Annotated in this window: 19 protein-coding genes; 13 read left to right on the plus strand and 6 right to left on the minus strand. The window is 71.0% G+C overall.

Annotation, left to right across the window (positions count from 1 at the left end; all coding sequences use genetic code 11):
• Positions 1–208 precede the first annotated feature (208 nt).
• From BQ7391_RS06460 to BQ7391_RS06485, 6 genes are all read left to right on the plus strand, one after another.
• Positions 209–1,255, plus strand: a complete 1,047-nt coding sequence (locus BQ7391_RS06460; protein WP_075279852.1) for an ABC transporter substrate-binding protein — start codon at positions 209–211, stop codon at positions 1,253–1,255.
• A 6-nt stretch (positions 1,256–1,261) separates the two neighbouring features.
• Positions 1,262–2,053 (plus strand): ABC transporter permease, encoded by a 792-nt coding sequence (locus BQ7391_RS06465; protein ID WP_075279853.1) that lies wholly within the window; start codon positions 1,262–1,264, stop codon positions 2,051–2,053.
• On the plus strand, positions 2,050–2,667 hold the full coding sequence (locus BQ7391_RS06470; RefSeq protein ID WP_075279854.1) for an ATP-binding cassette domain-containing protein: 618 nt from the start codon (positions 2,050–2,052) through the stop codon (positions 2,665–2,667). Before BQ7391_RS06465 ends, BQ7391_RS06470 begins: the two co-directional genes overlap by 4 nt.
• Positions 2,668–2,950: 283 nt before the next feature.
• Entirely contained in the window at positions 2,951–3,133 is a 183-nt protein-coding gene (locus BQ7391_RS12360) for a hypothetical protein (RefSeq protein WP_075279855.1), read from the plus strand.
• Positions 3,134–3,243: 110 nt separating this feature from the next.
• Positions 3,244–3,933 carry a dephospho-CoA kinase gene (coaE, locus tag BQ7391_RS06480; protein ID WP_075279856.1) on the plus strand — a complete coding sequence of 230 codons (690 nt, stop codon included), beginning with the start codon at positions 3,244–3,246 and terminating at the stop codon, positions 3,931–3,933.
• Positions 3,917–4,615, plus strand: coding sequence for a lytic transglycosylase domain-containing protein (locus BQ7391_RS06485; RefSeq protein ID WP_235858633.1), 699 nt, complete (start codon positions 3,917–3,919; stop codon positions 4,613–4,615). The genes coaE and BQ7391_RS06485 overlap by 17 nt, the downstream gene beginning before the upstream one ends.
• A 35-nt stretch (positions 4,616–4,650) precedes the next feature.
• On the opposite strand, the gene BQ7391_RS06490 is transcribed toward BQ7391_RS06485, so the two are convergent.
• Positions 4,651–6,996: a tetratricopeptide repeat protein gene (locus tag BQ7391_RS06490; protein WP_075279858.1), complete on the minus strand. Its 2,346-nt coding sequence runs from the start codon at positions 6,994–6,996 to the stop codon at positions 4,651–4,653.
• Positions 6,997–7,156: 160 nt separating this feature from the next.
• Between BQ7391_RS06490 and uvrB the strand changes: the two genes are divergently transcribed.
• Genes uvrB through BQ7391_RS06505 form a run of 3 tightly spaced genes read left to right on the plus strand, consistent with a single transcriptional unit; the run spans position 7,157 to position 10,928 of the window.
• On the plus strand, positions 7,157–9,391 hold the full coding sequence (gene uvrB / locus BQ7391_RS06495) for an excinuclease ABC subunit UvrB (protein ID WP_075279859.1): 2,235 nt from the start codon (positions 7,157–7,159) through the stop codon (positions 9,389–9,391).
• Positions 9,392–9,430: 39 nt separating this feature from the next.
• Positions 9,431–10,642 (plus strand): Mbeg1-like protein, encoded by a 1,212-nt coding sequence (locus BQ7391_RS06500; RefSeq protein WP_075279860.1) that lies wholly within the window; start codon positions 9,431–9,433, stop codon positions 10,640–10,642.
• A gap of 1 nt (position 10,643) precedes the next feature.
• A complete protein-coding gene (locus BQ7391_RS06505; protein WP_075279861.1) occupies positions 10,644–10,928 on the plus strand; it encodes a PTS sugar transporter subunit IIB in 285 nt (94 codons plus the stop codon).
• A 5-nt stretch (positions 10,929–10,933) separates the two neighbouring features.
• On the opposite strand, the gene BQ7391_RS12365 is transcribed toward BQ7391_RS06505, so the two are convergent.
• The 4 genes from BQ7391_RS12365 to BQ7391_RS06520 all read right to left on the minus strand — a co-directional run bounded on the left by BQ7391_RS12365 (position 10,934) and on the right by BQ7391_RS06520 (position 15,223).
• Complete coding sequence (locus BQ7391_RS12365; protein WP_159437352.1) at positions 10,934–11,086, minus strand: hypothetical protein; 153 nt, start codon at positions 11,084–11,086, stop codon at positions 10,934–10,936.
• A gap of 164 nt (positions 11,087–11,250) precedes the next feature.
• Positions 11,251–12,912 (minus strand): NAD(P)/FAD-dependent oxidoreductase, encoded by a 1,662-nt coding sequence (locus BQ7391_RS06510; protein WP_075279862.1) that lies wholly within the window; start codon positions 12,910–12,912, stop codon positions 11,251–11,253.
• Between the two features lie 195 nt (positions 12,913–13,107).
• Entirely contained in the window at positions 13,108–14,340 is a 1,233-nt protein-coding gene (locus BQ7391_RS06515; protein ID WP_075279863.1) for an FAD-dependent oxidoreductase, read from the minus strand.
• A gap of 1 nt (position 14,341) precedes the next feature.
• A complete protein-coding gene (locus BQ7391_RS06520) occupies positions 14,342–15,223 on the minus strand; it encodes an Mrp/NBP35 family ATP-binding protein (RefSeq protein ID WP_075279864.1) in 882 nt (293 codons plus the stop codon).
• A gap of 137 nt (positions 15,224–15,360) precedes the next feature.
• Between BQ7391_RS06520 and BQ7391_RS06525 the strand changes: the two genes are divergently transcribed.
• From BQ7391_RS06525 to ybaK, 4 genes are all read left to right on the plus strand, one after another.
• A complete protein-coding gene (locus tag BQ7391_RS06525; RefSeq protein WP_075279865.1) occupies positions 15,361–15,825 on the plus strand; it encodes a NanQ anomerase/TabA/YiaL family protein in 465 nt (154 codons plus the stop codon).
• Positions 15,818–16,918 carry an MBL fold metallo-hydrolase gene (locus BQ7391_RS06530; protein WP_075279866.1) on the plus strand — a complete coding sequence of 367 codons (1,101 nt, stop codon included), beginning with the start codon at positions 15,818–15,820 and terminating at the stop codon, positions 16,916–16,918. The genes BQ7391_RS06525 and BQ7391_RS06530 overlap by 8 nt, the downstream gene beginning before the upstream one ends.
• A gap of 128 nt (positions 16,919–17,046) precedes the next feature.
• Positions 17,047–19,920, plus strand: a complete 2,874-nt coding sequence (uvrA, locus tag BQ7391_RS06535; RefSeq protein ID WP_075279867.1) for an excinuclease ABC subunit UvrA — start codon at positions 17,047–17,049, stop codon at positions 19,918–19,920.
• 7 nt (positions 19,921–19,927) lie between these two features.
• Positions 19,928–20,428 carry a Cys-tRNA(Pro) deacylase gene (gene ybaK, locus BQ7391_RS06540; RefSeq protein ID WP_075279868.1) on the plus strand — a complete coding sequence of 167 codons (501 nt, stop codon included), beginning with the start codon at positions 19,928–19,930 and terminating at the stop codon, positions 20,426–20,428.
• 41 nt (positions 20,429–20,469) lie between these two features.
• Here the strand turns inward: ybaK and BQ7391_RS06545 are convergent, their stop codons facing one another.
• Positions 20,470–20,916, minus strand: a complete 447-nt coding sequence (locus BQ7391_RS06545) for a hypothetical protein (protein WP_075279869.1) — start codon at positions 20,914–20,916, stop codon at positions 20,470–20,472.
• Positions 20,917–21,094: the final 178 nt, after the last annotated feature.

A 21,094-nucleotide genomic window follows, 5' to 3' on the forward strand; every position in this document is an offset into this window, starting at 1 on the left:
TGTAACGTTATCCCTGTTCAGGCGATATGGGCAGGGGCCGCACTCATGAGTGCGGCCCCCAATGTACAGAAGTTCGCGGGCTTGGCGCGGGCTTGTTGCGGGCTTGACGCGAACTTGCGGAAGATGCCGCCCGCCTAATCGCTTTCCTTCTCGTCCCCTCACCGTGCTATCGTTGTCCCGTCTAAAACGGTGAGCGGGGAGGTCTCATATGCTTGACAGAAGGAAGTTCCTGGAGGTCGCCGGCGCGGGAGCGGCGGCGCTGGCCCTTGCGGCCTGCAACGGCGCGCCCTCCGACGCGCAGGGGGACGCGGAGCCCGCGGCCGACGAGCCGCAGGAGGCCCCGGCCGATCCCGTCGCGGTGCGCACCGTGGCCCTCAAGGGCCCCACGGCCATGGGGCTCGTGCGCTTCATGAGCGAGGCCGAGGCGGGAAACGCGGCGGACAACGACTACACGTTCCAGATCATGGCGTCGCCGGACGAGGTCACGCCGCTCATCGCCAAGGGCGAGGTCGACATCGCCGCCGTGCCCGCCAACCTGGCGGCGACGCTCTACAACAAGAACGACGGCAGCGTGCGCGCCATCGCCATCAACACCCTCGGCGTGCTCTACATCTGCGAGCTCGGCGATACCGTCCACAGCGTTGAGGACCTGCGCGGCAAGACGGTCATCTCCTCCGGCAAGGGCTCCACGACCGAGTACGGCCTCGCGTACGTGCTCGAGAAGAACGGCCTTGCCGTGGGGGAGGACGTGACCATCGAGTGGAAGAGCGAGCATGCCGAGTGCGTGGCCGCGCTCGCCGCCTCCTCGGGAGACGCGGTGGCGCTGCTGCCGCAGCCCTTCGTCACCACGGCGCAGGCCCAGAACGACCAGATCCGCGTGGCGCTCGACCTCACCGAGGAGTGGGACCGCGTCCAGACCGGAGACGAGAGGAGCTCCATGGTCACGGGCGTGGCCATCGTCCGCTCCGAGTTCGCGGACGCAAGTCCCGCGGCCGTGGACGCCTTCCTCGCGCACTACGCCGAGTCCGTCGACTTCGTGAACGAGAACGTGGACGAGGCCGCGGAGCTCGTGGGCTCCTATGACATCGTGCCCGCCCAAGTGGCCAAGAAGGCCATTCCGGAGTGCAACATCGTCTGCGTCACGGGGGAGGAGATGAAGGGGCGGCTCTCCGGCTACCTCCAGGCCCTCGCGGACCAGAACCCCGAGGCCGTGGGCGGTGCCGTCCCCGGCGACGACTTCTACTACGGTGCGTAGCGCCTGATGCAGGGCGAGAAGAACCTCGGGTCCCAGGGGGGCGGGCGGTTCCGCGCGTGGGCCTCCCGCCTTGCCGCCGTGGCCTTCTGGCTCGCTGTCTGGGAGCTCGCCGCGCGCGCCATCGACCTCAAGATCATCCTCGTGGGCCCCTCGCAGGTGCTCGTGCGCCTCGCCGAGCTCGTGGCGACGGGGGAGTTCTGGGCGTCGGTGGCGCTCTCCTTCGGGCGGATCGCCCTCGGCTTTCTGGCGGCGCTTCTCCTCGGCGCCGCGCTCGCCGCGCTCGCGAGCCGCTGGCGCGCCGTGCGAGAGCTCGTTGCCCCCGTGATGGGTGCCGTGAAGGCGGTGCCGGTGGCGTCCTTCGTCATCCTCGTGCTGCTGTGGGTCTCCTCGCGCGAGCTCTCCATCGTGATCGCCTTCCTCATGGCGCTGCCGGTCGTCTACACCAACGTGCTCGAGGGCATCGAGCAGACCGACCCCACCCTCGTCGAGATGGCCGAGGTCTTTGGCATCAGGGGCTGGGAGCGCGTGCGGCTCGTCTATGCCTCGCAGGTGCTGCCGTACGCGCGCGCCGCCATCTCGCTCGGGCTCGGCCTCTCGTGGAAGGCGGGCATCGCGGCCGAGGTCATCGGCCTTCCCGACTTCACCATCGGCGAGCATCTCTACGACGCCAAGGTCTACCTCGACACGCCGAGCCTCTTCGCGTGGACCGTCGCCATCGTGGCGCTCTCCGCGCTCGTGGAATGGGTCGTCTCGCACGGGATGGCGGCGGCGCAGGCGCGCTGGGAGGCGAGGCCATGACGGGTGGGTTCGCGCTTAGGAGGGTTGACAAGGCGTACGGGGACCTCGTCGTCCTCTCTGGCGTCACGGCGGAGTTCGCTCCCGCGCGTGCGCATGTGCTGATGGGGCCCTCGGGGGCGGGCAAGACCACGCTCTTGCGCCTGCTTATGGGGCTCGAGGAACCTGACGTGGGACTCGTGGAACGCCCGGGGAGCGCGCGTCTTGCCGCCACGTTCCAGGAGGACCGGCTGCTGGACGGCCTCACGGCCACGGCGAACATCCGCGCACCCCATGGCAGGATGCGCGGAGCCGAGCTCGCGGCGTTTCTCGCCCGCGAGCGCGCGGCGCTCGCCTCCGTGGGCCTGCCCGTGGACGCCCGTCCCGTGCGCGAGCTCTCCGGGGGGCAGCGCCGCCGCGTGTCCATCCTGCGCTGTGCGCTCGCGGACGCCGACGCGCTCTTCTTCGACGAGCCGCTCAAGGGCATGGACGACGCGACGGTGGGGCGCGTGATGGCGTTCCTGCTGCCGGAGATGGAGGGGCGCACCGTCTTCTGGGTCACGCATGACGAGCGCGAGCTCGCATGGTTCCCGCGCGCGGAGCGCTGGCACGTGGCGGGCGGTACCACGCGCCGATGAGGAGGGGCGGGTTACGGAAACGTTCCCAGAAAGCCGAGGCGGATGTGTGTGACCATCTTGTCCGGTAATCAAGGTGACGCAACGTACTCGTGGGACGAGAACGGCAGCGATCGCATGGCGCGCGTGGGCGGCGCTCCTGGCGGCGCTCGCCCCGCCAAAAGCGCCGCCGGGCGAGGTGCCTGCGAGTTCGCAGTATGAGAAATCAAACGATAGGAACGTTCTCCAGATAAGCCCCTGAGGGAGGGGCCATAGGGTCGGAGCAGCTCAATGAGGGGAGGCCGTTATGAACTTCTCGTCGGTAATGGAGGAGGCGGAGGGCAGGCACTACGAGGTGCGCTTCTCGTCCACGCAGCGCTGGGCGGTCGCCGCGATCGTCCTTCTTGCCCTCACGATCGCCTATCTGGCGTGCGAGGTCGTCATCACGGTGCTTTCGGTGGTGGAGCCCAGACTCACGGGGGTTGCGTAGGGAGGTCAGGTCGTCCTCTGGAGATGGGCGGGTTTTTTCCGTCGTGGGCCCGAGCAATCCTGTGGGCGTGCAAAGATATCCTTCTGTCCATCGCCGACGAAGGGGGACGCATGCACGTCATCTATCTGGCCGGGGGCATCGCCTCGGGCAAGTCGACCATAGCCCGTACCATGCGCGAGTGCGGAGCCACGCTCATCGACCTCGACGAGCTCTCCCGCGAGGCGCTCGCGCCCGGGTCGCGCATCCTGCCGGACATCTGCCGCGAGTTCGGCGACGACGTGGTGCGCCCGGACGGCACGGTGAACCGCCGCCTGCTCGCGTCGCGCGCCTTCGCGAGCATGGAGCGCTCCGTCACGCTGGAGGAAATCGAGCTTCCGCTCATCGACGAGCTCCTGCGCGCCCGCGTCGCCGAGCTTCGCGCGGAGGAGGATGCCGCCCGCGCCGAGGCCGAGAAGAACGGCGATCCCGCGCCCTCCGAGCGCGTCGTGGTGGTGGAGGTCCCGCTTCTCGACCGCATGCGCGGCTCCTTCGACCTGGCGGACGAGATCGTGTGCGTGGTCTGCCCGCTCAACGCCCGCCGCTTCCGCGCCATCCAGCGCGGCATGGACCGGGGGGACTTCGAGCGCCGGCGCGACCAGCAGCCGAGCGAGGCGTACCTGCGTGCCCACAGCTCGCACGTCTTCAACAACATCCGCACGGCGGACGTGATGGCCCAGGAGGTTCGCGACTGGTGGAAGGGTCGCGAGGAGGCCGGCTGGGCGCCCGTCTCCAAGGGGGCACGGCATGAGGCGCGGCCCTAGGCCCACGCCGAGAAGGGCATCGAGCCGCGCGTCCCGTCGCCACGCCGCCCCAACCCCGCAGCCCACGCGGAGGTGGGCCGCGCCGCGGCCCGCCCGCGCCCGCCGGGCGCGAAGCGGGGTCTCCCGTCGTATGGTCGTGCTCGGCGTCGTCCTCGCGGCGCTCGTGGCGCTGCTGGCGATGGCGGCCGTCCCCACCTCGCCCCTGAGGCGGCTCCTCCTGGGGACCCACTATCCCGAGGCGGTGAAGGTCGCCGCCGAGGACTATGGCCTCGACCCGGCGCTCGTCTGCGCGGTCATCAAGTGCGAGTCAAACTGGGACGAGGACGTGGTTTCTCACGCTGGCGCGATCGGCCTCATGCAGGTCATGCCTGACACGGCCTCCCACCTTGCGGAGATGGGGCTCGTCGACGCGGGCTCGTACAGCCCGACCGACCTCACTGACCCGCTCGTCAACATCGAGTACGGATGCGCGTACCTCGCGTACCTGCACGAGAGCCTCTCCTCCACGGAGGAGGTCGTCGCGGCGTACAACGCCGGCCTCGGCGCCGTCCAAGGCTGGCTCGCGGACGGCGGGAGCATCCCGGAGGATATCGAGTACGCGGAGACGCGCGCCTACGTTGAGCGTGTCATGAACGCGTACGAGGGGTATAGGGAGAGCTATCCGGACGGTATCGCGGAGTAGCCCCGCCCCGCCGTCGCCCGCCCGTCTTCTCGCCCCTAGGGCCGCATGAGCGAACGGTGCACGCCGACGAGGGCGTCGTCACGGCAGAGCTCCAGAAGCGCCCCCGTCAGCGGGCGCGCCACCGAGAAGATCCCCGCATCCGTGCAGGCGGCCACGGCGTCGCGCAGCTCCGCGCGGAGGGCGCCGACCGACCCGGCGGGAAGGCCCCCCTCCTCGAGCGCGGGGATGACCTGCTCGTCGGCGAGGGGGGCGAGCTTGGGGCCCTCCGTCGCTATGAGGTCGCCCAGCTCCTGGCGCGCCTGGTCGGCAATCTCTCCGTGGAGGTCGATCGCTCGCTGGTAGCAGGCGACGGAGAGGTCGGCCCTGCCCAGCTTCCACTCCATGAAGGCAAGCCGATAGAAGCAGATTGACATGTCTCGCGCCGTGGCGGAGTAGGAGATCGCGGAGATCAGAAGGTCTGCCGCCTCGAAGATGCGCGCCCGCCCCTCGAGGCAGCGCACCTTGCAGAGCGCGGCGTCGGGCGTCGCGGGCGCCACGCGCATGAGCTCCTCCGCGTGGGCGAGCGCCTCGTCGTGACGTCCGAGCATGCCGAGGATGCGCGCCGCGAGCGAGTGGGCGGCGTAGTACTCATCCGGGACGAGCCGGACCCTGCGACCCCCGTCGTCGGCGGTGCGGTTGTAGCGGACGCGCTCGGCGACGGAGTTGAAGTAGCGGTAGACCGAGTCGTTGTCGTCCAGGTAGATTCCCATCTCGGTGATGGGGGAGAGGGCGCCCTCGAGCTGCTCGAGCGCGGCGGAGAGCTCCTCGCGGGTCGGGGAGTCGGCGTCGACTGCCCGGCGCGCGGCTCGGGTCGCGTCCGCGAGCGGGCCGCCGTCCACGAAGAGCAGGGCGAGCCCGTGGCGGTCGGACACGTCCATCGCGCCCTCGACGAGCGCCTTCGCCGCACGCTCGCAGGCCTCGGCAACGGTGACGTCGCCGGTTTGCTCGCGCAGCGCGACGAGGCGCGAGACCGCCGTCGCCGTCGTGTCGCCGAGCTCGTGCACCACGCCGTTCCATGCGCTCGCGCGACCGGCCTTCTCCATGATGCCAAGGTCGCTCACGCGCCGAGCGCCGCAGGCCCGCGCGACGGGCCCGGGGGCGGGGGTGTCGTCGAGCTCGACCTCACGGTAGCGCCCCCGTGGGAACACCTCCTCGCCCCCGAGGTCCAGAAGCGGACTCACGGGAGAGAGCCAGCCTGACCCCGACGTCGCCACGCTGAGGCCCGGGACGTCGGAGAGGTCCCCCTCCGCGGAGCGCTCGTCGCGCGCCAGCGCGGCGAGAAGGTCGAGCGCGTCGTGCGTCAGGTCGAGGGAGAGGAGCGTCTCCTCTCGGCCGAACTCGTGGCAGTTGACGACCGCGCGGGAGCCCGCGGGCAGGGAGGCGAGTGCCATGCGCCCCACGAGGACGGCGAGCCTGAGGGCGTAGGCGCGCGCCAGCGCCGCGCGGCGGGCGCCGTCGTCCGAGAAGGGCGCGAAGCACGCGGGCCTCGGCACGGCAACGTCCGTCACCACGAGCCGGCGCGCGACGTTGCACTGGAATGAGGCCTCGATGCGGAAGGGGGCGGGCAGGTTCTCGAGGCGGTCCGAGAGGGCAAGGCGGCTCGCCCACTCGCCCCCGACGACGGCCCCGTCGGAGAGAAACTCCATGGCGGGTCCCTTGTCGCCCTGGGCTGGCCGGAGGTCCGCCACGCGCGAGAGGGCCCTCGCGACGCGCCGCTCGGGCGCCATGCCCTCTGGCCAGCCGCCGCGCTCGAGGTCCTCGTTCACGTTGAGGGAGGCCTCGATCGAGAGCAGGCGGTCGCGGCCCTCCCCCGAGAGCTCCCCCTCGCGCGGCGTGAGCCACCAGCGGCCGTTGCGCCTCAGCTTGGTGGCGCTGACGGCGGGCGCGCCCTCCCATGACATGAGGCCCGCGCGCTCGAGCAGCTCGGGCAAGATCTCGGAGCCCGCGCGACCGTGCCCGTGCGCCACGAGGTCGCGCAGCGCCGCCAGCGCGTCGTCCGCATGGAGGAGCAGGCCGTCGAGCTCCGCCTTCGTCGCGTTCTGGGGCAGGGGAGGCCCGTCCTTCTCGGCCCCTCCGTCGCCCTGGGCGGCGATGGGCGCGACCGGCCTTGCCCCGAGGTCCCTCTCGGTACGGCGCCTCCGGCGCTCCGCGGCCAGGTAGGCGGCGAGGACCGCGATGGCGACCCCGGCTCCGCCCAGGCGGGCGACCACGCGCGCGCCGTCGGGGCCTCCCTCGGCCACGACCAGGCAGAGCGCCACCACGACAACGGCAGCGAACGCGATGGCGAGGGCGCGGCGCCAGCCCCTTCCCCTCGGATCGTCCCTTCGCTCGTCCTGTGGCATGCGCCCTCCTCTCGTGGTTCTCCCGTCCCATCGTATCCCGTTCCCGCGCGAAGTCCCATGTGGGATTCGAGAACTCTACCCCAAAGAGAAAACAAGAACAAGTGTTTGGAGAGCGGGTTCTGGGGTACACTGTCTGAAGGTCAGCTGGGAAGGGGGAGGCATGGCGCAGGACGATCCCGAGCGCTTCGGCGGGGAGCTCGTAAGGTTTGGCAGGGAGTCCGGCGGCGAGGCGCTCGCCGTGGTTTCCGAGTTCGAGCCGGCGGGCGACCAGCCGCAGGCGATCGAGAAGCTCGCCGACGGCGTGGAGCGGGGCCTGCGCTATCAGACGCTCATGGGCGTCACGGGCTCGGGCAAGACCTTCACCATGGCCAAGACCATCGAGCGGCTCAATCGCCCCACGCTCATCATGGAGCCCAACAAGACCCTCGCCGCGCAGGTGGCGAGCGAGATGAGGGAGCTCTTCCCCAACAACGCCGTCGTGTACTTCGTCTCCTACTACGACTACTACCAGCCAGAGGCCTACGTCCCGCAGACGGACACCTACATCGAGAAGGACGCCTCGATCAACGAGGAGGTCGAGAAGCTCCGCCACCAGGCCACCTCGAGCCTGCTCTCCAGGCGCGACGTCATCGTGGTCGCCTCCGTGAGCTGCATCTACGGCATCGGCAGCCCGCAGGACTACGCGGGGCTCGCCCCCAGCGTGAGCAAGGACGAGCCCCTGGAGCGCGACGACCTCATCCGGGCCCTCATCGACATCCAGTACGACCGCAACGACTACGACCTCTCGCGCGGCACCTTCCGCGTGCGCGGGGACACCGTGGACGTGTTCCCGCCCTATGCGGAGAACCCGCTGCGCATCTCGTTTTTCGGCGACGAGGTGGAGCTCATCGCCGAGGTGGACAGCCTCTCCGGCGAGATCGTTCGGGAGTACGACGCCATTCCCATCTGGCCGGCCTCCCACTACGTGACCGAGCGCCCCAAGATCACGCACGCCCTCGAGACCATAAACGAGGAGCTCGAGACGCGCGTGGCCGAGCTCAAGGCCAACGACATGCTGCTCGAGGCCCAGCGCCTCGCCCAGCGCACGAGCTATGACCTCGAGATGCTCGAGACCATGGGCTACTGCAACGGGATCGAGAACTACTCGCGCCACCTGGACGGGCGCAAGCCCGGCGAGCCGCCCTACACGCTCATCGACTACTTCCCCAAGGACATGCTCTGCATCATCGACGAGTCCCACGTCACGGTGCCTCAGATTCGCGGCATGCACGAGGGGGACCGCTCGCGCAAGGTGACGCTTGTGGACCACGGCTTCCGCCTGCCCTCGGCGCTCGATAACCGCCCGCTGCGCTTCGACGAGTTCGAGGAGCGCGTCCCGCAGTTCATCTACGTCTCCGCGACGCCCGGGGACTACGAGGAGTCCGTGACCCAGCAGGAGGTCGAGCAGATCATCCGCCCCACGGGCCTTCTCGACCCCAAGATCGACGTGCGCCCCGTGCGCGGGCAGATCGATGACCTCATCGCCGAGATCAAGGCCCGCGTGGCCAAGAGGGAGCGCGTGCTCGTGACCACGCTCACCAAGCGCATGGCCGAGGACCTCACCGACCATCTCCTCGACGAGGGCGTCCGCGTGAACTACATGCACTCCGACACCGCCACGCTCGACCGCGTCGAGATCATCCGCGACCTTCGCGTGGGCAAGATCGACGTGCTCGTGGGCATCAACCTCCTGCGCGAGGGCCTCGACATCCCCGAGGTCTCGCTCGTGGCAATCCTTGACGCGGACAAGGAGGGCTTTCTGCGCAACCGGCGCTCCCTCATCCAGACGATGGGCCGCGCGGCGAGGAACGCCCAGGGCGAGGTCATCATGTACGCCGACACCATCACCGACTCCATGCGGGAGGCCATCGGCGAGACCCGGCGCCGCCGCCAGATCCAGGAGGCCTTCAACGAGGAGCACGGCATCGTGCCGCGCACGGTCAAGAAGTCGATCACCGACGTCTCGTCGTTCATCTCGGAGGCCGAGGCCACGCTCGAGGGCAAGACGCGCGACCGTCACGGCACCGGCGGTCACGGCGCCTTCGAGACGCTCTCGGACGTCCCCGCCGCCGAGCCGGCAGACGACGGGGCGGCGGCCGACTCCATAGCCGCGGAGCTCGCGCTGCTCTCGGAGCACGAGGTCACCGACGTCCTCGATGCGCTCGAGGAGGAGATGGCCGTGGCCTCGGAGGCCATGGACTTCGAGACGGCCGCCCGCATCCGCGACCAGATCGTCGCCATCCGCACGCGCGTGGAGGGAAGCTCCGCCGACGCCGTCATCGCCCGGCTCAAGTCCGGGGCGCGCAAGGGCTCGGCCCACGCGACGCGCCGGCGCTACCGGCCGCACAAGAAGTGACTCGAGGGGCAGCCCTTCGTATCGCTGAAGGAGGATTCGATGTCGTCGCTCTTCTCGCCGGACGAAAAGAACGTCTTCGGGTACCTCGCTCGCGAGTTCGAGACGCTTGACGAGCGCCCGCTCGGCGACGTGGACAGCCTGGCGCTCGCGTGCGCCTCGTACTACCGCCTCCCTCCCGAGGCCGCGTCGGCATGGGGCGCCGAGGGCATGCCCGTGACCGACCTGCTCCGCGCCGACTGGGTCTCCGGGATGACGGAGGGCCTCTGGGACCCTGACGGCCTCTCGCGCCTGCTCGTCTGCATGGCGGCGAGCCCCCGCCTGCGCGGGGCTCGCGTCTGCCACTACGTCGAGGACTTCGACGAGGCGGCCGAGAAGCAGTTCTCCGCCTGCACGCTGCTCCTTCCCTCGGGCGGCGCCTACGTCTCCTTTCGTGGGACCGACAACACGCTGGTGGGCTGGCGAGAGGACTTCAACATGGCCTTCGAGACCGGCGTGCCCTCGCAGCGTGCCGCGACGGACTATCTTGAGCGCGTCGCGGGCCTGGTGGAGGGCCCGCTCTACGTGGGAGGGCACTCCAAGGGCGGCAACCTTGCCGTCTACGCGGCCTGCACCTGCTCGGACGCGGTCTCCTCGCGGCTCGTTCGCGTCTTCTCTCATGATGGGCCGGGGTTTACCGCAGAGACGCTCGCCTCCGATGGCTGGCGCGCCCGCGCGGGCCTCGTGTCGAAGACGGTGCCGCGCTCCTCGCTCATCGGCATGCTCTTCGAGCAGCAGGAGGACTACGCCGTCGTCGACTCCTCGGTCGTGGGGGTCTCCCAGCACGACCCGTTCTCATGGGTCGTCGAGGGCTCGGACTTCGTCCGGCTCGGGGGGCTCGGACGCGGCGCGGGCTTCGTGGACGGAACGCTCAACGAGTGGATATCCAGCATGACGCGCGAGGAGCGGGAGGGCTTCGTCGACACGCTCTTCTCGGTGCTCTCCGCGGGCGGGGAGGACACGTTCGCGGCCCTGAGCGACAACTGGCAGACCTCGGTCCCCGCGATGCTTCGCGAGCTCGGTGGCCTCGAGCCCGACCGCCGCGACCACATCATGCGGGCGCTCGCGATGCTGTTTCGCTCGGCCATTCCCGAGCTCGAGCTCCCGCAGCTGCCCCAGATGCCCGACTTCTCGCTGCCGCAGTTCCCCGACCTCGACGCCCTGTTCGCGGGTAGAATGGAGGGGGGAGAGGAGCCCAGGGAAGCGGAGGTCTGACATGGCGGCGAAGATCGTGGTGGCATGTGGCTCGGGCGTGGCGACCTCCGAGATGGTCGCGGCCAAGATCAGGCGCCTTCTCGCGGACGAGGGCGTCGACGCGGAGGTCGTGGCCGTCGACATCGTCCACGCGGAGGCGGCGCTCGCCGGGGCCGACGCCTTCGTGCCCGTGGTCAGGCCGGAGCGCGAGTACGACGTCCCCACCGTGAGCGGCGTCGCCTTCCTCACGGGCATGAACCAGGATAAGGAGCTCGCCCGCCTCCTGGAGCTCGTGCGCGGGGAGTAGCCCGGCTACCTCATGAGGAGCATCTCGGCCTCTCTGAGCACCTCGTCGGTGAACGTGCAGCCCGTGAGCGAGAAGCCCATGTGCTCGTAGAACCCGATGGCCCGCGCGTTGTCCTCGAGGTCTCCCCCCGTCATTGGACGAATTTCGATCGAGTCCACCTCACACCCCCAATCCCGGCGGCAGCCGCCGCCGAAGGATGCGCCCCGTCTTGAGAAGACCGTGGCGGAAGCCTCCGTGCCGTTGCCCGCGCCGCCCCGAGGTCCTTCTCGCGCGACTTCTGCGCAGCAGTGAGCAGCGAGAAGGACCTCGGGGCGGCGCGGGCCTACCGCGAGGCGTACGCCGCCACGACCTTCTCGGCGGCGAGGATGCCGTCCGTGGCGGCGCTCATGATGCCGCCCGCATAGCCTGCGCCCTCTCCGACGGGCCAGAGGCCGCGCACGCCCACGCTCTGCCCGTCGTCCCCGCGCGTGACGCGCACGGGCGAGCTCGATCGCGTCTCCACCCCCGTGAGCACGGCGTCGGCGGCGTCGAAGCCGCGAAGCCTGCGCCCGAGCATCGGGATCGCCGCGCGCAGCGTCTCCGTCACGTACCCCGGAAGACACGGCCCCACCTCGCCCCAGGCCACGCCGCGCGGGTAGGTGGGGGTGACGCGGCCTCCCGCCGAGGATGGCGTGTCGGCGAGGAAGTCCCCCACGAGCTGGGCGGGCGCGACGAATCCGCCGCCGCCCGCCGCGAAGGCCGCGCGCTCGCAGGCGCGCTGGAGCGCGATGCCGGCGAGAACGTCGTCGCCGGGGAGGTCCTCCGGGAAGACGTTGGCGAGAAGCCCCGAGTTGGCGTTGGTGCCGGCGCGGTCCGAGAGGCTCATGCCGTTGGTGCAGACGCCGCCCGGCTCGCTTGCGGCGGAGACCACGTAGCCGCCGGGGCACATGCAGAAGGAAAAGGCGCTCCGGCCAGAGGGCAGGTGGCAGGAGAGCTTGTAGGGGGCGGCGCCGAGGGCGGGATGTCCTGCCGCGGCGCCAAAGAGCGCGCGGTCGATGTCTGTCTGGAGGTGCTCGATGCGCACGCCCATGGCGAAGGTCTTGCGCTCCATGGGCACGTCGCGCTCGCGCAGGAGCTCGAAGACGTCGCGGGCGGAGTGCCCGCAGGCGAGGACGACGCAGCTCGTGTGTATGCGCTCCTCGCGCCCCGCACCGTCCGCGCCCGCGGACACGAGCGTCACGGAACGGACCTCGCCGCCCGCGACCTCGAGGTCCGTCATGCGGCAGCGGCAGCGGACCTCGCCGCCCGCCTCCTCGATTTGCCGCACGATCTCGGTTACCACGGAGGGAAGGACGTCGCTTCCCACATGGGGCTTGGCGTCCCAGAGGATGTCCGCCCCCGCGCCCGCCGCGACAAACGTCTCCAGGATGAGGCGATGCGCTGCGCTCCTGGTGCCGGTGTTGAGCTTGCCGTCGGAGAAGGTCCCCGCGCCGCCCACGCCAAACTGGATGTTGCTCTCGGGGTCGAGCTCGCCGGTCTCGTCGTGGCGGCGCACGGCCTCGGTGCGGCGGGCCGCGTCGTCGCCGCGCTCAACGAGCAGCGGCTCGAGTCCCGCGCGGGCGAGCGAGAGCGCGCAGAAGAGCCCCGCGCACCCGGCGCCCACGACCACGGGCCGGGCCGCCGGGTGCGCGACGGGGGCGGGAAAGCCGTAGGGGGTCTCCTCCACGACGCGCACGCTCTTGTCGGCGCGCCTCCTGGAGAGGCGGGAGAGCAGGGCGCGCTCCGCCCCCGCGCCGCCCGCGAGCTCGGCGCGAAGCGTGAACGTGAGCTGGACGTCCCCCCGCTTCCGGGCGTCGATGGATCGCCGGCGCCGCTCGACGGGGCCGAGGTCCCCCTCGCTCACGCGGAGTCGGCGCGCGAGGGCGCGACGGCACGCGGCGAGCTCGCGGGCGTCTGTGCCGTCGAGCGCCGAGAGCGGTATGCGGATTCCGGAGACCTCGAGCATGGGCGTCCTTTCGAGCGCGGTGCCCGTCGACTGCGGGCCTTCAGCCGATTGTAGGTGTTTCTTCGACGGGGCCTCAAGTGCTGCCCATGCGGAAACATTTGGCTACCTGCGGATTTGTCGCGGAGGGGCCCCAACATCCGAGGGGCCAGCGAGGGGCGCCGCCCATCTCCGCAGGGGGGCGACCGCCGGGGTGCGTCAGGCGCGCCGCCTGGCGGCCGCGGCGGCGGCGAGCCCGGCGACGAGGCCGCTCTTCCACGCCCAGGCGAGGTTGAAGCCACCGCAGGCACCGTCGACGTCAAGCGCCTCGCCGCATGCGAAGAGCCCGGGCAGCCCGCGCGCCTCGAGCGTCTCCGGCGCCCACTGCGCCGTGGCAAGCCCGCCGCGCGTCACCTGCGCGCGCTCGGGCTCGGCCGGGCCGCTCACGACAAAGCGAAGGTCGCGCGCCCGCCCGACGTCGTCTCCCAGCGCGCGGGCGATGACGGGGTCGACGATCCCCGCGCAGCCCCCGGCCGCGCGCGCGAGACGCTGCGCACGGTCCGGGTCCATGCCACAGGTGAGGTCGAGCGAGATGACGTCTCCCGCCCGCGCCGAGCGAGAGAGGTCGAAGGTCACTATTCCCGAGAGGCCGTATGGCCGAAAGAGCGCCTCGCCCTCCTCGCGCGCCATCTCTGCGCCGTCCCGCAGCAGCCGGGCGGTCACGTGCGCGCGCCTGCCGTCGAGCTCCGCGAGCGAGACGCGCGCCTCTGCGGGCTCGCAGGCGAGCGAGCAGAGCACGGGCTCGAGGGGCACGAGCTCAAGGCCGAGGCGGTCGGCCGAGCGCGCGAGCGCGGGGCCGCCGCCGGCGGAGAGCACCGCGCATGAGGACATAACCTGACATTTTCCGCCCATTTTGGGGTCGATTTGGCAGGTTATGCGGCAGCGTCCCCCGCACACCGACACGCCCGCGACCTCGCGGGCGGGCGCAAGCGTCACGCCGGCCCGCCGCGCCCGGGCAAGAAGGACCTCGCGCACGGAGGCCGCCTGCCGGGAGAGCGGGTAGAGCCTCCCGCCCTCCTCCTCGGCCCAGGCGAGGCCGCAGCCCTCGAAGAACGCGAGGACGTCCCCGCCGAAGTCAGGCCCGCAGACCGCCTCGACAAACGCGGGGTCGTTGTAGCTCCCCCATGCCGGGGCGGGGCCGCAGAGCCGCGCGTTCATGAAGTTGCAGCGGCCGTTCCCGGTGGCGAGGATCGTGCGCCCGCAGGTGGGGTCGCGCTCGAGCACCACGACCGACGCGCCCGCCTCCGCGGCCGCGATGGCGGCCACGAGCCCTGAGGCGCCGCCGCCGACCACGGCCACGTCGTAGGCGTCCGCAACGCGCACGGCGGCCGCGGCCGCGAGGGCCTCCTCGCGCGCCCGTGACCGCGGGACCCTTCTCGCCTGGCGAGCCAAGCTACGCGTCCTGGGGACGGTCGCGCAGGGCGTCCACGAACTCCGCCACGCTGACCACGGTGTCCACGGCCTCGGAGAGCGTGCCCGCGGGGAGCTCGTCCTCGAAGGTGCCGGCGTCGCACGCCGCGGCGATCTTCGGGTCGATCGGCAGCTGGCCCAGGGCCTCGATCCCGAAGGCCTCGGCGGTCTCCTTGAGGCGCGAGGGGCCGAAGGGGTAGATCTTCTCGCCGCATCCCGGGCACTCGACGTAGGCCATGTTCTCCACCAGGCCGAGCACGGGGACCTGCATCATGTTGGCCATGTTGACGGCCTTGCCCACGACCATCTGGACGAGGTCCTGCGGCGAGCTCACGATGACGATGCCGTCCACCGGCAGCGACTGGAAGACGGTCAGGGGCACGTCGCCCGTCCCCGGGGGCATGTCCACGAGCAGGTAGTCGAGCTCGCCCCAGGCGCAGTCCTCCCAGAACTGCTTGATGGCGCCGGCCACCACGGGGCCGCGCCAGATGACGGGGTCGGTCTCGTGCTCGAGCACGAGGTTGGCGCTCATGACCTCGATGCCGCCCTTGGTGAGGACGGGGACGATGAGCTCGTCAACGCCGCGCGCCCGCGCGCCGGAGAGCCCGAGCATCTTGGGGATGGAGGGGCCGGTGACGTCCGCGTCCAGGATGCCGACCTTGGCGCCGCGCCGCGCGAGCTCGACGGCGAGCGTGCCGCAGACGAGCGACTTGCCCACGCCGCCCTTGCCCGAGACCACGCCGATCACGTGGCGGACGTTTGAGTAGTCGTTCTGCTTGAAGAACTCCGGGCCCTGGGGCTGCTTCTGTCCGTGCAGCACCTCGTCGACCTCCTGGCGGAGCCGCTCCTGATCGCTCTGTTCCATGGGATTCCTCTCCTCGGCGCCGCTTGGCGGCGCGCGTGTTCGACGTCTCGATTCTACCCAAGAGGCGGCCGCGAATGCCTCATACTAGGAAGAACAGGCGCCCCGCACGTCGGGGCCGGCGCAAGGAGGGAGACACCATGATCTTCTCGTCAATCGAGCACGTGCGGGACAACGACCTCTCCGCGGCGCGCTTTGCCAAGGCGCTCGCGTTCCTCGCCCGGGAGGACCTCGCCGCGCTCGCGCCCGGCCGCCACGAGATCGACGGCGACGAGGTCTTCGCCAACGTCCAGGAGCTCGTGACCGTCCCGGCGGGGGAGAAGAGCTACGAGGCCCATCGTCGCTACGCCGACATCCACTACGTGGTCAGCGGGACCGAGCTCATCTGCGTCGCGCCGGTCGGCGAGTGCGAGCCGGTGGGGGAGTTCTCAGAGGCGGACGACTTCGGCCTCTTCACCCCCGGCGACCGCGAGGCGAGCGCCGTCCTGCGCGCGGGCGACCTCGTGGTGACGCCCCCGTGCGACGCCCACAAGCCCGGATGCTGCCCGGCGGGCGCGGAGCCGGCGCCGCTCAGGAAGATCTGCGTGAAGGTGCTCGTTGACTAGCGGGTCGGCCGGCGCGCCGACGTCCGTCCCGCGCGGCGACGACTGGGGATGCGGCTGCGGGCCGAACTGCTTCACGCTCGACGGCGACGGATTCACCTGCCGCCGGGTGCTCGACGAGCCGGAGGTCTGGCGCGTGGAGCTGCTCATGCACGACACCTTCCTGCCCTCGGTCAACGCCTTCGTGGTGCTCGACGGCGGTGACGCGCTCGTGGTGGACGCCGGCACGCCGGACGAGTTCAACGACACCAGGCTCATGCGGGCGCTCGTGGGGCTCGGGGTGGACCCCGCGCGCACCACGCTCTTCTGCACGCACGCGCACATCGACCACACCGGCCTCGCCCGCGAGCTCTCCGAGGCGGGCGCGAGCGTGCTCGTGCCCGAGGGCGTGCTCGCCGACATGCGACGCTTCGCCGTGCCCGCCTGGCGTGACGGGATGGTCGCGCGCATGCGCGCCGAGGGCGCCGGCGACGCCGAGGCGGCCGAGCTCGCTGACGTGATCTGGGACCACGTCCTCAACTTCGAGAGCGAGGGGATAGGCTTTTCCGTCGTGGCCGCGGGCGACGCGGTCTGCTGCGGCCGCTGGTCGTTCGAGGTCGTCCCGGCGCCCGGCCACACCGTCGGGCAGTGCGTGCTCTGGGAGCCCGCGCGGCGCGTGGCGTTTCTCGGCGACGCCGTGCTCTTCCTCTGCTCGACGTGCATCGGCTTCTGGGACGAGGGTGAGGACCCCATAGGCGCGCAGCTCGCCACGCTCGACCGGCTGGCCGCGCTCGGGGTCGAGCACGCCTTCATGGGGCACGGCCTCCAGGAGGGTCCGCTCGACGAGCGGTGCCGCGCCAACGCCGCGCACCACGAGCGCCGCAGCGCCCGCGCGCTCGCGGCCATCCGCGAGGCGCCGGGACGGACGGGCTTCGAGCTGGTGAGCGCCATGGGCTGGCGCGCGCCCTTCGACCGCTGGTCGGAGACGCCGGCCCTGACGCGGTGGTTCCTCGTGTCCGAGAGCATCGCTCACCTCGACCACCTCGTGGCCACCGGTTCCGCGCGCCGCGAGAGGGACGGCGAGGGAGTAAGCCGCTACTATCCCTCCGAGGCATAGGCCCCCCTGCACGCCCCGCACGAACACGTGTTGCACGATCCGTGGAGGCGGGGGCAGCCTGCGGACCAAGGAGACGCCGCTCGTCTAGACTGTGATGCGTCAAATTCTCTTGAGTGCAGGAGGGGCGCATGGCCCAGGACTCCATCGTCATCCGCGGCGCGCGCGAGCACAACCTCGCCGACGTCGACGTCGACATCCCACGCGACAAGCTCGTCGTCATCACCGGCCTTTCCGGCTCGGGCAAGTCGAGCCTCGCCTTTGACACCATCTACGCCGAGGGGCAGCGCCGCTACGTTGAGTCGCTCTCCAGCTACGCGCGCCAGTTCCTGGGGCAGATGGACAAGCCGGACCTCGACAGCATCGACGGCCTCTCCCCGGCCGTCTCCATCGACCAGAAGACCACGTCGAGAAACCCCCGCTCCACGGTGGGCACCGTGACAGAGATCTACGACTACCTGCGCCTGCTCTTCGCGCGCGTGGGCACGCCGCACTGTCCCGAGTGCGGGCGCGTGATCGAGCGCCAGACCACCGACCAGGTGGCGGACAAGGTCCTCGAGCGCGCCCAGGGCCGTCGCGCCCTCGTGCTCGCCCCCGTGGTCTTCGACCGCAAGGGGGAGTACACCAAGCTCTTCGAGGACCTGCGCCGGGAGGGCTTCTCGCGCGTGCGCATCGACGGCGAGGTGCGCGAGCTCGGCGACGAGGAGATTCGCCTGGAGAAGAAGAACCGCCACAGCATCGAGGTGGTGGTCGACCGCATCGTGGTCCGCGAGAACAGCCTCGGGCGCATCGCCGAGGCCGTCGAGCAGGCAACGCGCCTCGCGCAGGGCCGCGTGGGCTTCTACCTCATGCCCGACCGCGACGAGCCGGAGCGCCTGCCCGGCGAGCTGCTGAGCTACTCGCTCGCCCTGGCCTGCCCCGAGCACGGCCACTCGATGGACGACCTCCAGCCGCGCGACTTCTCGTTCAACGCCCCCTACGGCGCCTGCCCGGACTGCGACGGTCTGGGCTTCCGCAAGGTCGTGGACGCCGAGGCCCTGATCGAGGACCCCTCGCTCTCCGTGGCGGGCGGCGTCTTTGGCGGCCTCTTCGGCCACTCAAACTACTACCCGCAGGTGCTCGCCGCCGTCTGCCGCCACCTCGGCGTGTCCGAGGAGACGCCGTGGGCCGACCTTCCCAAGAAGGTGCAGTCCGCCCTTCTCGACGGCCTGGGCGCCACCAAGGTCCGCGTGGACTATCTCACGCGGGACGGCCGCAACACCCACTGGTTCACCACCTTCGCCGGCGTGCGCAAGATCCTCTTCGACAAGTACCAGGAGACCACGTCGGAGACCATGCGCACGCATCTCGAGAAGTACATTCGCGAGGTCCCGTGCTCCACGTGCCACGGCGCGCGTCTCAAGCCGGAGATCCTCGCCGTCACGGTGGGCGAGAAGAACATCTGGGAGGTCTGCGAGCTCTCCTGTCGCGAGGCGCTCGCGTTCTTCGAGGGCCTCGAGCTCACGGAGCGGCAGCTCTTCATCGCCGGTCCCGTGGTGAAGGAGATTCTCGCGCGCCTGCGCTTCCTCGTGAACGTGGGCCTCGACTACCTCACGCTCAGCCGGGCGGCGGCCACGCTCTCGGGCGGCGAGGCCCAGCGCATCCGCCTTGCCACGCAGATCGGCGCCGGCCTCATGGGCGTGCTCTACATCCTGGACGAGCCCTCGATCGGCCTGCACCAGCGCGACAACAACCGTCTCATCGAGACCCTCAAGCGCCTGCGAGACCAGGGCAACACCGTCATCGTGGTCGAGCACGACGAGGACACCATCCGCGCGGCCGACTACGTCATAGACATGGGCCCCGGCGCGGGCGAGCTCGGCGGGCGCGTGGTCGCCGCCGGCACGCCCGACCAGATAGCGGCGTGCAGGGACTCCATCACGGGCGCCTACCTCACGGGGCAGCGGCAGATTCGCCTGCCCGAGAAGCGTCGCAACCCGCGCCGCGGCGCCATCAAGGTGACGGGGGCCTCCGCGAACAACCTGCGCAACGTCACCGCCAAGGTGGAGCTGGGCACGCTGACGGTGGTCACGGGCGTCTCGGGCTCCGGCAAGAGCTCGCTCGTCACGGACACGCTCGCGCCGGCGCTCACCAACGCCGTGCATCGCTCCAAGCGCGTCGTGGGGCCGTACAGGAAGCTCGAGGGCGTGGACAAGATCGACAAGGTCATCGACATCGACCAGTCCCCGATCGGCCGCACGCCGCGCTCCAACCCGGCGACCTACATCGGCCTGTGGGACGACCTGCGGGCGCTCTTCGCCTCGCTTCCCGAGAGCCGCGCGCGCGGCTACAGCCCCGGGCGCTTCTCGTTCAACGTCCCCGGCGGCCGCTGCGAGGCGTGCAAGGGCGACGGCCAGATCAAGATCGAGATGAACTTCCTGCCGGACGTCTACGTGCCCTGCGAGGTCTGCCACGGAAAGCGCTACAACCGCGAGACGCTCGAGGTCCTCTACCACGGCAAGTCCATCTCGGACGTGCTGGACATGACGGTCCACGAGGCGCTGGCCTTCTTCGCCAACATCCCGCGCATCAAGAACAAGCTCCAGACCCTCTATGACGTGGGCCTGGGCTACATCCACCTCGGCCAGCCCGCCACCACGCTCTCCGGCGGCGAGGCCCAGCGCGTGAAGCTCGCCAAGGAGCTCCACCGCCAGCAGACCGGCAAGACCTTCTACATCCTCGACGAGCCCACCACGGGCCTGCACTTCGAGGACGTGCGCCAGCTCGTCGACGTGCTCGAGAAGCTCGTGGACGCCGGCAACACGGTGCTCGTGATCGAGCACAACCTCGACGTCATCAAGATGGCCGACCGCGTGCTCGACATGGGCCCGGAGGGCGGTGACGGGGGCGGCACCGTGGTGGCCTACGGCACGCCCGAGCAGGTCGCCGAGGTGCCCGAGAGCTACACGGGGCAGTTCCTGCGCCAGGTCCTGGCGCGCGACCGCGCCCGCCAGGGGAGGGCGTAGGCCGGCCGTGGCGCGCAGGGAGAAGTTCCAGAAGACCAACGCCATGCGGGAGCTCGAGGCCGCCGGCGTTCCCTTCTCGTACGAGACCTACGAGGTCGACGAGACGGACACGTCGAGCGAGCTTGGCCTGCACATCGCCCGGATGCTCGGCGAGGACCCCGCGGCGAGCTTCAAGACGCTCGTCTGCGTGGCGCCGGCGGGCGGGCACGTGGTCTGCTGCATCCCCGTGGCAGACGAGCTCGACCTCAAGAAGGCCGCCGTGGCCGCGGGCGAGAAGAGCCTCGCGCTCATGCACGTCCGCGACCTCGAGCCCACGACGGGCTACGTCCGCGGCGGGTGCTCGCCGGTGGGCATGAAGCGGAGGTTTCCCACCCTCATCGACGAGACGGCCCAGCTCTTCGACGAGATCCACGTCTCGGGCGGCAGGCGCGGCCTGAGCCTCGTCCTCGCCCCCGACGACCTCGCCGGCTTCTGCGAGGCGTCGTTCGCCGACATCGTGCGCGGCTAGCGGGGCGCTCGGCCCGGGGCCGGCCCCGGGCCGGCGTGGTGCTAGCCTCCCACGACCACCTCGTCGCAGCGGTTGACGATGAGCTGGACGGCCGGCCCGCCGGGGCAGCCGACCTCGCGGGCGTACCACCCGAGCCCCCCGGCAGGGCCCGCGAGCGCGTCGGCGAGCTCGTCCCAGGCGGGCTCGCACCCCGGGATGCCCCGCTCGTCCCCGCCGTCCCCCTCGTCGAGGAAGTGCTCGAGGAACGCGCGCTCCGCCGTCCGCGCCGCCCCCTCGTCCGCGTCGCCGGCATCGGGGACGTCCTCGAGCGCGTGCTCGAGGGTCCGCATCATGACGATCCTCCTCACGTCACGGGCGAATGCGGGGTCCGCCGCCCGCTCCGGGTCGGCCGCTATCACGATCGCGTCCGCCGGGTAGTCGCGCTCGTCCTCCCTCTGCCGGTCCTCGAACCTCACGCCCACGCGCGCCCTTCTCCAGTACAGCCCCATCGCGTGCTCCCTTCCTCGTTCCGTTGGGTCGGGCGAGCATAGCAGGCGGGGGGCCGCCCGTGTCTTCCCGGCCTCTGCCGGCCCGCTGACGCCGCAGCTCGAAGCCTCCGCGCCGGGCGTCGCGGCGGCTCGCCTCTCGGCGGGCGGCGGGCTTCCCGCCGCGGGCGGCGCGGCGTGG

Source organism: Thermophilibacter provencensis, assembly GCF_900128445.1.
GTDB lineage: Bacteria > Actinomycetota > Coriobacteriia > Coriobacteriales > Atopobiaceae > Thermophilibacter > Thermophilibacter provencensis.

Coding starts and splice junctions, on each gene's coding strand:
- BQ7391_RS06460 (WP_075279852.1), top strand. CDS start 209: ATGCTTGACAGAAGGAAGTTCCTGGAGGTCGCCGGCGCGGGAGCGGCG.
- BQ7391_RS06465 (WP_075279853.1), top strand. CDS start 1,262: ATGCAGGGCGAGAAGAACCTCGGGTCCCAGGGGGGCGGGCGGTTCCGC.
- BQ7391_RS06470 (WP_075279854.1), top strand. CDS start 2,050: ATGACGGGTGGGTTCGCGCTTAGGAGGGTTGACAAGGCGTACGGGGAC.
- BQ7391_RS12360 (WP_075279855.1), top strand. CDS start 2,951: ATGAACTTCTCGTCGGTAATGGAGGAGGCGGAGGGCAGGCACTACGAG.
- coaE (WP_075279856.1), top strand. CDS start 3,244: ATGCACGTCATCTATCTGGCCGGGGGCATCGCCTCGGGCAAGTCGACC.
- BQ7391_RS06485 (WP_235858633.1), top strand. CDS start 3,917: ATGAGGCGCGGCCCTAGGCCCACGCCGAGAAGGGCATCGAGCCGCGCG.
- BQ7391_RS06490 (WP_075279858.1), bottom strand. CDS start 6,996: ATGCCACAGGACGAGCGAAGGGACGATCCGAGGGGAAGGGGCTGGCGC.
- uvrB (WP_075279859.1), top strand. CDS start 7,157: ATGGCGCAGGACGATCCCGAGCGCTTCGGCGGGGAGCTCGTAAGGTTT.
- BQ7391_RS06500 (WP_075279860.1), top strand. CDS start 9,431: ATGTCGTCGCTCTTCTCGCCGGACGAAAAGAACGTCTTCGGGTACCTC.
- BQ7391_RS06505 (WP_075279861.1), top strand. CDS start 10,644: ATGGCGGCGAAGATCGTGGTGGCATGTGGCTCGGGCGTGGCGACCTCC.
- BQ7391_RS06510 (WP_075279862.1), bottom strand. CDS start 12,912: ATGCTCGAGGTCTCCGGAATCCGCATACCGCTCTCGGCGCTCGACGGC.
- BQ7391_RS06520 (WP_075279864.1), bottom strand. CDS start 15,223: ATGGAACAGAGCGATCAGGAGCGGCTCCGCCAGGAGGTCGACGAGGTG.
- BQ7391_RS06525 (WP_075279865.1), top strand. CDS start 15,361: ATGATCTTCTCGTCAATCGAGCACGTGCGGGACAACGACCTCTCCGCG.
- uvrA (WP_075279867.1), top strand. CDS start 17,047: ATGGCCCAGGACTCCATCGTCATCCGCGGCGCGCGCGAGCACAACCTC.
- BQ7391_RS06545 (WP_075279869.1), bottom strand. CDS start 20,916: ATGGGGCTGTACTGGAGAAGGGCGCGCGTGGGCGTGAGGTTCGAGGAC.